At 35.2% G+C, this 12,130-nt stretch carries 6 protein-coding genes; 5 read left to right on the top strand and 1 reads right to left on the bottom strand.

The window, feature by feature from the left end; all coding sequences use genetic code 11:
* Position 1: 1 nt before the first annotated feature.
* A complete protein-coding gene (locus tag BMY96_RS04575) occupies positions 2–5,572 on the bottom strand; it encodes an MG2 domain-containing protein (RefSeq protein WP_092849634.1) in 5,571 nt (1,856 codons plus the stop codon).
* Positions 5,573–5,990: 418 nt separating this feature from the next.
* Between BMY96_RS04575 and amaB the strand changes: the two genes are divergently transcribed.
* From amaB to BMY96_RS04600, 5 genes are all read left to right on the top strand, one after another.
* Positions 5,991–7,544 carry an L-piperidine-6-carboxylate dehydrogenase gene (gene amaB, locus BMY96_RS04580; protein WP_092849637.1) on the top strand — a complete coding sequence of 518 codons (1,554 nt, stop codon included), beginning with the start codon at positions 5,991–5,993 and terminating at the stop codon, positions 7,542–7,544.
* Between the two features lie 135 nt (positions 7,545–7,679).
* Entirely contained in the window at positions 7,680–8,615 is a 936-nt protein-coding gene (locus BMY96_RS04585) for an OmpA family protein (protein ID WP_092849639.1), read from the top strand.
* 20 nt (positions 8,616–8,635) lie between these two features.
* Positions 8,636–9,190 (top strand): hypothetical protein, encoded by a 555-nt coding sequence (locus BMY96_RS04590; protein WP_092849642.1) that lies wholly within the window; start codon positions 8,636–8,638, stop codon positions 9,188–9,190.
* Between the two features lie 143 nt (positions 9,191–9,333).
* Complete coding sequence (locus tag BMY96_RS04595) at positions 9,334–10,725, top strand: DUF1800 domain-containing protein (RefSeq protein ID WP_092849645.1); 1,392 nt, start codon at positions 9,334–9,336, stop codon at positions 10,723–10,725.
* 2 nt (positions 10,726–10,727) lie between these two features.
* On the top strand, positions 10,728–11,918 hold the full coding sequence (locus BMY96_RS04600) for a DUF1501 domain-containing protein (RefSeq protein WP_092849648.1): 1,191 nt from the start codon (positions 10,728–10,730) through the stop codon (positions 11,916–11,918).
* Positions 11,919–12,130 lie beyond the last annotated feature (212 nt).

The raw sequence follows: 12,130 nt of genomic DNA on the forward strand, positions 1-12,130 counted from the left end.
ATCACTTCTCAACCGTAACCCATTCTCCTTTAGTTCTAACTAAAAATTCATTATCGTACATGGCTTCGGCTTGTACACCAGGTAAATAATAGGTGCCTAAATACGAGGCATTCAACATCACATTAAACGTTTTGGTGCTGTGTTTGCCTTTTTCTGGTAAATCAAAATAGAAATTTACGCGGTCGTCTCTAATATCGGTATGTCTTGCGGCGCTTGTTACTGTGCTTCCAAAGGCCGTAAAACGAGTATTTACAATGTCCCAACCCGACGGGAAAATTTGGGTTAAAGCCACATCATTTACAGCCGCATTTTTTAAATTACTTACGCTTACAGTGGCCATAAAATCTTGACCTTGCATAAGCTTAGATATTTCAATTGGATTGCCTTTTAAATCTTTGTATTTAACAGATACGCTTAAACCACGTTGCTCGACCAATTCTTGACCTAGCGGTAATTTTCCAGAATTTAACACACGAACATAAACCACATTGTCTTTCGCATTTGTAAAAGTTAAATTATTAGCGCCATCAACAACTTGTAACTCCCGTTGTGCAATGGCACTTTTGGTTTCTATATTTTCAGTTTTTCCGTTTATGGTGTAATTTACGTTTAACGCTTTTCCGCCATTGGCATTAACCATTTTAGCCATAGCCAATAAACTGTATGCCGAGGTTTGTGTGCTCATCCATCGGTCGCTCGATAAATCTTTAGCAATAGTTTCGGCTAGTTCTCGCATTTTAGCGTTTTTGGTAAGTACCATAGTCTCTAAAGCCATAGCACGGTTTCTATCTACAGATCCATAGGTATAATAATTATAGCGCTGAGGTTTAAAATTAATATTTGCCGACTGCGAAATTTTATCGCTAGCTTCTTGCTGTCCTGCTAAAGCATAAGCTGCTGCCAATCGCCATTTGGCTTCGTTAGAAATTTCGGAGAATTCTCGAAGCCTGTTCATGCTTCCTAATTCCGGACTTCCCGCTAATGCTAATGTGTAAAGCCTGTAGGCTTGAGCCAAATCGGAATTATAGCTTCTATAGCTAGGGCGCCAATTTCTAGCCGCTTGCTTTTGGTATTTTAACCAATTGCTTTTAAAGGTAAGTGGCAATACATAGCCTTTCTTTTCGGCTTCAAGCATAAAATGACCAGCGTAACTTGTTCCCCAATCATTCGCGCTTTGTTCTCCAATCCAATAACTTAGTCCGCCATGTGCACGCTGAAAATGTCCTAAACGCTTAATGCCATTTTCTACATTGGTTTGAATTTGTTTCTTTTTATCGTAAGTTAAATCAAAAATATCGGCTAAAAATAATTGAGGAAACACACTGGATGTGGTTTGCTCTACACAACCATGCGGATATTGAATTAAGTATTGCAGCCTGCGTGAAAAATCCATCGGCGGAAGGGTTGAAAACTCAATGGTTGCAGCATTTGTTCCTGCCACACCAAAGGTTGTAAAGTCTAAAGTTTCAGAAGCATTTGCTGCTAAGGTTTTATCTATAGCTTTGGATGTTATTGGGTTGGTGTTTAAAACATCTAACTCTACTTTGTAAGTCGATTTTTCACCATTTCCAGTAGCAATCACTTCAACGGTATTAATGCCTTTAGCTTTACTAACATCTAATTCAAAATAAGCCATTTGTTCGTCCGGTTGGGCAAAATTCAAGGTTTTAGTGGTTTCTCCAACAATCGAAATGCCATCGCTCAGTTTTAAACTAATGTTTACATTTTTCATTTTAGGTTCCATAGCAAAAACAGTAACTGGCAAGGTTACTTTTTCACCTGGGCTTAACTTCCGCGGAAGCGTTGCTAAAACCATAAGCGGTTTTTTAACTTCTACAGCCTTATCTGTGCTTCCGTAAGCTTCATTGCTGTTGTTTCCTGAAACCACCATGGTGCGTACCGAACCTATGTAATTTGGTAGTTTTATTTGATGTGTTTTGGTTTGTCCTGCATCCAATTTAAAAGGTCCTAAATAGGTAACTACAGGTTTAAAACGGTTTGCTTTTTTGTTTTTTCCGCCAGCAGCACTACCATCGCCACCAATAGCAAATACTTGGTCTATGCTGCCAGAATAGGCACCAATAACATCATCGAAAACATCCCAAGTTTTTACACCTAAAGCTTCACGTTTATAAAATTCATCCCAAGCATTTGGGGTTTTAAAACGTGTTAAATCTAGCAAGCCTTCTTCAACCATAGCAATGGTATAGGTCATGGCTTTTTTGTTTTTTTCAGATATTTTAACCTCAAAGGTTTGCTCTGGGCGTAATTTATCTGGCATTTGCAATTGAGGTTGTAATATAGTGTTTGGGTCTTCTACCATAATTGGAATTACGCCATATAAACGAATTGGTAAATCGTTGGCCGTAATAGCATGCGGTTGTAGTAATGAAATGTTTACAAACACATTTGGTGCCATATCATTACTAATTGGAATATCCACAACGGTTTCTCCTTTGGCTGTTTTTACCCATTTATAATCTAAAACTTCGGTACCATTTTCTATACTTACCAAAGCACGCCCTTCGCTTCCTGATGCAAAGGTAATTTTAGCGGTTTCGCCAACATTATAGTTTTCTTTATCGGCAGAAAAGACTAGCATTTTAGCGGCTTCTTTATCGCTAGATGGTGATTTTTGCCACCAGTTTTTATAAAAATAGGCTGTTCGTCCTGTGGCATGACCACTTACAGGATCGGAAACTCTTATTAAATAGCGGCCTCTATCATTATCAGGAACCTTAATGTTAAAAGTGGCTTTGCCATTTGCATCTGTGTTTACTTTTGTTGTGGTGTAAGGCCTGTGGTAGTTGCTAGACACGTAGCTAGACAAATTATCGTAAGAGGAATTCCACCACCAACGCCATTCTACTTTATAAATTTTAACTTCTAGATTGTTTCGTTTTATAGGCTTGCCATTTTTATCGACTACAACGACATCAAACTGTTGATTTTCGTCTGTAAAAAACGAACCGTACGCATTGCCTTTTGGCGAACGCAATCCTACAAAAGACTCGTAAGGTGCGTATTGTTTTGTAAAGGCGTCCATTGAGAAGTCACCACCATTTTCGAAGGCACGGACTAAAAATTGAACGTTAAGCATACCAGGAGCATTTTTACCAACACTCAGGTTTTTATTTATTGTGGCTAAGCCTTCGTTATTTACTTTGCCTTCAAAAACATTTATTTCTTCGGTTTGAAAGTTGCGTGTTGGGTCGTTAAACGTATAATCTTTATAATTTTTAAACGCCGAATAGGCTGTACTAAATTTAGCTTTTACCTCGGCTTTTAAATTTTTTCCTGGAGCGCCATGAAGCCATTTTACATCTAAGTGCCCTTCAAGAGGAGTTTTACTAGAAAGTATCTCGTTTTCAAAATCGACTTTAATTTTTAAGCGATTAGGTTTTACAGTTTCAATTTTTAAAGGTTTGTAAAATGTAGCACCTCCTACAGATACTTTAGCATTGTAATTTCCTGTTTTATCTTCGGTGGATGTTGTTACTGTGAACTTGTAGAAATTATCAATATTATTGGTAGTAACGTTTTTATGTACCAATTTACCATTGGGGTCGGTAATTTCGAGTTTTACAGGATGGTTTTTTGGGAGCGGATTTGCTCTATCATTTAGCATAAAGGTTAAGTGTAATGTGTCTCCTGGTCGCCAAACACCGCGTTCGCCATAAATATAACCTTTAAGTCCGCGTTGTAAACGATTTCCAGATACATCGAATTTGCTTAAGGATAATGAGTTACCATCATGAAGTTTTACATAGGTTTTATTTTTCCCTTTTGAAACAATGGCGAATGCTGCATTTTTATCGGAATCGATTAAGGTTAAACCTTGCTCGTCGGTATTTCTACTGGCTAATTCTTGCTGCTGGAAATTATAAATAGCCACTTTAGCACCAGCTTCAGGATTGGTATTAAGTATATTGGAAACTGCAAAATAATACGAGTTGTTAGCGCCTTGTTTAGCAATAACACCCAAGTTTGAAGCCAATAAATTTTGAGACACTATTTTATTTTCGCCGTAGTAGGCATCATGACAAGGGTTTTGCTCTTCTCGCCAATTGTATGTATAGTTTTTGTAGCGGTAAGCCTTATTGTCCCAATATGCTTCTTCGCGTAATTCTTCATCTTCACCATCTGTATCGGTGTAATTACCCTCATAGTAATCATCTTCATAATAATCATCGTAATCATCGCTTTCAGAATTTGAAATGCCGGCATTAGCCTCGCAATCGTATAATGAATAACTTTTATTAAAACTTAATTCTATACGGTAAATGGCGCCAGCATCTGCTTTAAAATATTGAGATAAATCTATACTATAGGCTTTCCATTTTCCAGAATTTTCGGCTGCGGTTTGTAGTGGTATAGTTTGTTTTGCAATACGACGACCAACCTTTTTAATATCGTAAGTGTTATTGCTGCTTAAATTATTGTCTTGTAGAAACTGAAGGATATTGTCTTCAAAAATCTTAATAACACGAACATCAACAGCACTTAAATTAACCGCCTCGAAATTGAATTTTAGTTGTTCGGAATTTGGTAAAATAGTACCATTGCTAATTAGTCGAACTTGTGGTTTTAAAGATTCGAAAGCAATGGTTTCAGAAAAAGGTTTCTTCAGCTTAAAACCATCGGTGTTTTTTATGCCTTGAAATACATCAACTTGAATGTTGCCAACTAATTTAGTGTCTGGATATACTTTTAATACATTGCCATCCACAATGTATTTTGGGTTTTTTACCTTTTGAATAGTGACTAAACCATCAAAATTTTGTTGTTTTTTTAATGGATCTGAGAAGTTTATAGATAAATATTGTTCGGGCGATTGAATGACGTCTACGTTTACAATGCTAAAATTATTTATACCTGGAATAGCCATGGTGTTTTCGCCCTCGTTTGATGCTTTTATGGCTTTTCCATTCCATTTAACAAGTATGTTATCGTCGTCTATTTTACGATTAATACTGTCAATTTTAAACTCGAAATACTTTGAAGATGTATTGGCTTCGTTAAAAACTATGGATAGGTTTTCACCATTTTGAGTCGCTTTAACTAAGGTTTTGGCATCTTTAAGCGAAATGATATCGGCAGATTTTATTACGCCTTCCATGTACTGCCAATTTTTGCTATACGATTGTAAATGATTGGTATCTATATTAAAACTTGGTGTTATTGTTTTAAACTGAAAGGTGTAATCGCTAAAACCGTCGGGCATATTTTTATAAATGTCGCGAAGTTTAACGGTAACAGTGTATTCGGTATCTGGTTCTAGATTTTCATCGGGTGTAAAAAGGAGCGTGTGCTTATTTCCGGCTGTTAATTTGCCTTCTACATGAGGTTTAATACTTATAATGTTATCTGTAATGTCCTGACCCATTTCCCAGCCTTCAACCTCATTAGCTAAATTAATTTGAATAGGATTTGCTACCGATGTTATGCCAGAAGTGGTGTAGCTTATATAGTCTCGAAACTTAAAAAGGTTATCGGTTTCTACAACTTTCTTTTTACAAGAAACAATAATTGAAAGTATAAAAATGAACGCAAGAAGCTTTTTTAGAGACATGGATAGACGAATTTATATGAACAAAATTAGGTAAAAAAGAAAGCGTAAGGTGTTTCTCGTTAATAAAATTACGTTCATTTTTTTAAGTTTAGACTATTAGTATTTGTTAAAGTACTCCCAAAAAATACAGTTAGTAAGTTTAAAAATGTTCTTATAATTAGCACGAGTTTTTATGAAATATTTTTTTTTCAGTTGATAATACTATTCATAGAATGGATTGGTTGTTAGATGTTTTATGATGATAACTCTGTTTTAAGTTGAATATAAAGAGGCCTTATTTAGTCTCTATTAACGGTAGTTTTTCTATTGTTAATTAAAACTGAAATCAATCATTATATAATTCGTAAATTTCAGTAAAAACGACTTTTAATTGGTATATTCGTAAACATATTCAGTATAAACCATAAATCAATAATTAATGAGTAATAAAGAAGTGAATTTTGGTATTGATAACGCGCTTAAAATACTTGGTGTAACCGGTTTAAATGAAGGGTCATCTATAGGATTAACTAACTTTTCTTCTGGTGAAATTATCGAATCTTTTTCGCCTGTTGATGGATTATTGGTGGGTAAAATAAAACAAACTACAAAGGCAGATTACGAGAAAGTTATGGAAGCTGCTACATCGGCCTTTAAAACTTGGCGAACAATGCCAGCGCCACAACGAGGGGAAATTGTACGCCAATTTGGTAATAAATTACGAGAAAAAAAGGAGGCTTTAGGTAAACTAGTGTCCTATGAAATGGGTAAAAGTTATCAAGAAGGTTTGGGCGAAGTTCAAGAAATGATTGATATCTGCGATTTTGCAGTAGGATTGTCACGTCAGTTACACGGTTTAACCATGCACTCTGAGCGTCCAGGACACCGCATGTACGAGCAATACCATCCGCTAGGTGTGGTTGGTATTATTTCGGCTTTTAATTTTCCAGTAGCTGTTTGGGCGTGGAATACGGCTTTAGCTTGGGTTTGTGGCGATGTTTGTATTTGGAAACCCTCGGAAAAAACACCTATGTGTGGTGTGGCGTGCCAAAATATTGCTGCCGAAGTTTTTGCCGAAAATAACTTGCCAGAAGGTATTTCATGTTTAATAAATGGCGATTATAAGGTTGGCGAATTTATGAGTAAAGACACGCGCATTCCATTAATATCTGCAACAGGTTCTACTAAAATGGGAAAATTGGTAGCTCAAGAAGTTGCTGCGCGTTTAGGTAAAAGTTTATTGGAGTTAGGTGGCAATAACGCTATAATTGTTACGCCAGATGCCGATATAAAAATGACGGTTATAGGTGCTGTTTTTGGGGCCGTTGGTACCGCAGGACAACGTTGTACAAGTACACGTCGATTAATAATTCACGAATCGATTTACGATAAGATAAAAACTGCTGTTGTGGATGCGTATAAACAATTGCGCATTGGAAACCCGCTAGATGAAAACAATCATGTTGGGCCGTTAATAGATAAAGATGCTGTTAAAATGTATCAAAATGCTTTAGAGAAAGTAGTTGAAGAAGGCGGAAACCTTGTAGTTGAAGGTGGTGTGCTTTCTGGAAAAGGTTATGAAAGCGGATGCTATGTAAAGCCTGCAATTGCAGAAGCTAAACCAAATTTTATGATTGTACAACACGAAACTTTTGCACCTGTTTTATACTTGTTAAAATATTCTGGAACGGTTGAAAATGCTATAGACATTCAAAATGAAGTGACGCAAGGGTTAAGTTCTGCTATTATGACGAATAATTTACGCGAGGCGGAACGTTTCTTGTCTGTTCAAGGGTCGGATTGTGGCATTGCAAATGTAAATATTGGAACTTCTGGAGCCGAAATTGGAGGTGCTTTTGGAGGTGAGAAAGATACAGGTGGCGGACGCGAATCGGGTTCAGATGCATGGAAAGTTTACATGCGCAGACAAACCAATACCATTAATTATACTACAGAATTGCCACTAGCTCAGGGAATTAAGTTCAATTTATAATCTATCCTCGATTTACGCATTTAAAAGTCATATTTGTATTAATGTGACTTTTTTGGTTTTATTGGTTCATATTTTACGAGCTTAAAGTGTTATCTTGTAGATACTTATATTTTATTAACCAAAAACTAAAATCTAATGAGTAAAAAATCATCCTATCTTTTAGGAATTATACTCACTATTATTATCGGTACTATTTTGTATTACTTTCTCTGTTGTAGCGTATGCTGTGGCAAAGAATCTTGTAAAAATAAAGTAGACGAAACTAAAAGTGTTGTAACTCCAGAAAAAAAAGATGCCACTAAAAATGCACTTGTAATAAAAGATGCTAACGGCGACTTTAATCTTAACTTAAGTGAGAATTTCAATTTTAAATCGTCTAATTTTTCAATTTTACAACCTGTTTCTGCTAATGTTGAAAACGGTGTGGTAAAGCTTAAAGACTATCTTTTAGCAAATCCTTTAAAAACAGTAGATATTACAGGTTTTTATAAAAGTGATGAAGTTAACAATTCTGCCTATCCAAATCTTGGGATAGCAAGAGCAAATTCGGTTAAAAATTACTTGGTTTTACATGGCATCTCTTCTAAACAAATAGATACTTATGGCAAATTAAACGATGCTATTCATGCAGATGATAGTAATATATTGTTTGGACCAGTGGAGTTTGTTGTTGCAACAACAGATGCATCAGATACCTCGGCAATTGAAGCTTTAAAAACAGCTTGCGATGCCATTAGGTCAAACCCATTAGTGTTACATTTTAAAACTGGGCAAGCATCAATAAATTTAACTCCAGAACAGCGCCAGAAAATCGCAGATATTTCTCATTGTGTAGATAAATTAGGGGTTAAAATACAGGTTGTAGGACATACCGATAATACAGGAGATGCCGCAAAAAATATTGTTTTAGGCCAGCAGCGTGCCGATTTTGCTAAGGGTTATTTAGTTAAAAATGGACTATTGGAAGGCAATATAGAAACATCATCTAAAGGACCTAACGTGCCTATTGCAGACAATGCCACCGAAGCAGGACGCGCAAAAAATAGAAGAACAGAAATTACAATTAACTAAAATAAAAAAAATATAAAATTATGAATTGGTGTATATTAATTCCATTATTAGTCGGTGCTATTTGCGCTATATTAGGTTATTTATTAGGAAGACTCTTAGGTGGAGGAACTCATGATGACTGTAATGAAAAATTAGGGAAACTACAAGCAGAGCTAGATGCCTGTAAATTAAGTAAAGTGTCTATAGAGGGCGATTTAAAATCAACTAAAGCGTCTTTAGCGTCATCATTAGCCGCTCCTGCTGCTCCTGCGGCTTCTGTGTCCAGTGCTGTTTTAATTCCTTTTGATGCAGCTGCGGCTAAAGCTGTGTTTGGAAAGAAAATAAAAGATAACGATTTAACGGTTGTGGAGGGTATTGGCCCAAAAATTCAGGAGTTATTTCATAATAATGGTGTAAAAACATGGAAAGCATTATCAGAGTGTTCCATTGAAAAATGTAAAGACGTTTTAATTAGTGGAGGCGATAGGTTTAAAATGCACAAACCAGGTACATGGCCAAAACAAGCTAAGTTTGCTTACGAAGGCAAATGGGCCGAATTGCTTAAATGGCAAGACGAATTGGATGGCGGAAAATAAGTGTTACCATATTTTAATAAAAACCGTTTCCTGTAAAGAAACGGTTTTTTTGTATATTCATATTAAACTATTTTAAAACATTTAGGTCTAATGGTATACCGTGTTGCTACTTAATAGGTTTTATGTCTTAATATTATCGCTTTATGAAAACAAAACATATACAACATTTATACAGACGTATTGGTTTTGGGATTTTACCCGCAACTTTAAATAAGTTGTCAAAAAAGAGCGAAAAAGCAATTATTAATGAGCTGTTTAAGGCTTCGAAACAGTTTATACCTCTGGAAGTCGATACTTCGGAAATAAAAGCTATTTATAAAAGTGCTTTTATGAAGGGTGAAAAACTAGATGCTGAAACACGCAGAAAAGTTCAAAAATTAAGTCGCATGAAACAGCTTGAGTTAAATGTGGCTTGGATTGAAAGACTTGCAAACTCTCAAGATGTATTAAGGGAAAAAATGACCCTGTTTTGGGCCAACCATTTTGTATGCGAGGACAATAGTATTACCTATATTCAACAGTTTAATAATACGCTAAGAAAACATGCCTTAGGCGATTTTAAAGCATTTGTAAATGCAGTTTCTAAAGAAGCAGCTATGACAAAATATTTAAACACAAAGCAGAATAAAAAACAAAGACCTAACGAGAATTTTGCTCGCGAACTCATGGAATTGTTCACCTTAGGTGTTGGTAATTATTCCGAAGCAGATATAAAAGAAAGTGCTAGAGCGTTTACAGGTTATAGTCATAATTTACAAGGTGATTTTGTATTTAGAAAACGAGCACACGACCAAGGCGAAAAAACCTTTTTTGGAAAAACAGGTAGTTTCTCGGGCGAAGATATTATCGATATTATCCTGGAGCAAAAACAATGCGCAAAGTATATATGCGGAAAGATATACCGCTATTTTGTAAATGATTTGATTGATGAAAATCATGTTAATGAAATGGCTAATGTTTTTTATAAAGACTATAATATTGAGAATGTAATGCGTTATATGCTTACATCTGGCTGGTTTTATAATGATCAAAATATAGGTTCAAAAATTAAGTCGCCAATAGAATTTATAGTAGGTCTTAAAACCATAGTGCCTACAGATTTTAAAAACCCGAAACAACTTTTATATATTCAAAAACTATTAGGTCAAATACTTTTAAATCCACCAAATGTAGCTGGTTGGAAAGGTGGTAAAAGCTGGATAGATAGCAATACTATTGTTTTGCGTTTAAAATTACCATCATTATTATTAAATAACGCCTATATATCTAAAGAAAAACTAGGTGAGGTTGATGAATATGCTCAGGCTAAAAAAGAGGCTTTTAAGAAAAAATATGGTAAACGATTTAAAACAGTTGCTAATTGGGAGTATTTTAATACACAATTTAAAAATGTTGCGATAAGTGATTTTCAAAAACATGTCTTGGCGTGCGAGGTTAGTGAAAGCGCAAAAGCGTATTTGCAATCTTTAGAGAAAGTCTCTAAAAAAGAATACTGTGTGCAGCTCATGTCGTTACCCGAATATCAAATGTGTTAATTATGGACAGAAGAAAATTTTTAAAACAGTCGTCTTTAGCAAGTAGCCTATTTTTTGTTCCTAGTTTTGTTAGAGCATTCGAGGAGGTTGCAAGTAGTACATTAGGTTATAAACGTTTAGTAATTATACAGCTATCTGGAGGTAATGATGGGCTAAATACTGTTATTCCTTACAGAAACGATGTGTATTATAAAGCGCGTCCTACATTAGGAATTCCACAAAAAGATATTATTAAGTTAAACGATGAGGTTGGTTTAAACGCTAGTTTAAAGCCATTAAAAAGGCTGTACGATAAGGGTTATTTATCTATTATTAATAACGTAGGGTACCCAAATCCAGTACGTTCTCATTTTAGGTCTATGGATATTTGGCAAACTGCTACCGATGCTAATACATATTCGCAAAGTGGATGGATTGGTCGTTATTTAGATCATTATGGTAAACAACCACACAGCGCTATCGAGGTGGACGAAAGTTTATCCCTAGCCATGAAAGGCGAACAGTTTAACGCTATTGCAACACAAGATGCAAAGGCTTTATATAACCTGTCTAAAGATCCATATTTTAAAAACATTCATAAGCATAAAAACGATGCACATTTAAGCGAGCACAATTTGGGTTATTTATACAAATCTATGATTGCTGCGGAGTCTTCAGCTAAGTATATTTTCGAAACCAGTAAAACCGTTACTAGTAAAAAAGAATATCCAAATAATAAATTTGGAAAGCAGATGAAAACCACTGCACAATTTATTAATTCGCGCTTAGATACTAAGGTGTTTTATACCTCTTTAGGCGGTTTCGATACACACGTAAATCAATTAAATGCCCAAAAACGATTATTAGGTAATTATGCAGAAAGTGTAGAGGCTTTTGTGGAAGATTTAAAAGATAATAACACATTTAAAGATACTTTAATTTTAACCTTTTCGGAATTTGGGCGCCGTGTAAAACAAAACGCTAGTGTTGGTACAGATCATGGTACAGCAAACAATGTATTTATAATTGGAGAAAACTTAAAGAAACAAGGGTTATATAATAATATGGCGAGTTTAAGTAATTTAGACGATAACGGCGATTTGAAATTCGAAATAGATTTTAGAACTATTTACGCCACCGTGTTAGATAAATGGCTAGAAGTAGATAATAAAAAAGTGCTTAATAAAGCCTTTAATCAGTTAGATTTTATTTAAAGCTCATTTAAATTTTATGAGCGCTATCATACCTTTAGGCAGGTTACCATTGGAATCTCTAACGCGGGTGCCTCTGATAAAGGACGTGATAATAATAATTTATTGGAAATTTAGATACAACAGGTTTCCTTCAAATAAAGACGTCTTGAGTGTAGTGTATTAATTGCTATACTAAATAAACGATAGGTTTTTCAGGAAAATTTAGGGACTAA

Origin of the sequence: Algibacter pectinivorans, from assembly GCF_900112595.1 — a bacterium.
Taxonomy (GTDB): Bacteria; Bacteroidota; Bacteroidia; order Flavobacteriales; family Flavobacteriaceae; genus Algibacter_B; species Algibacter_B pectinivorans.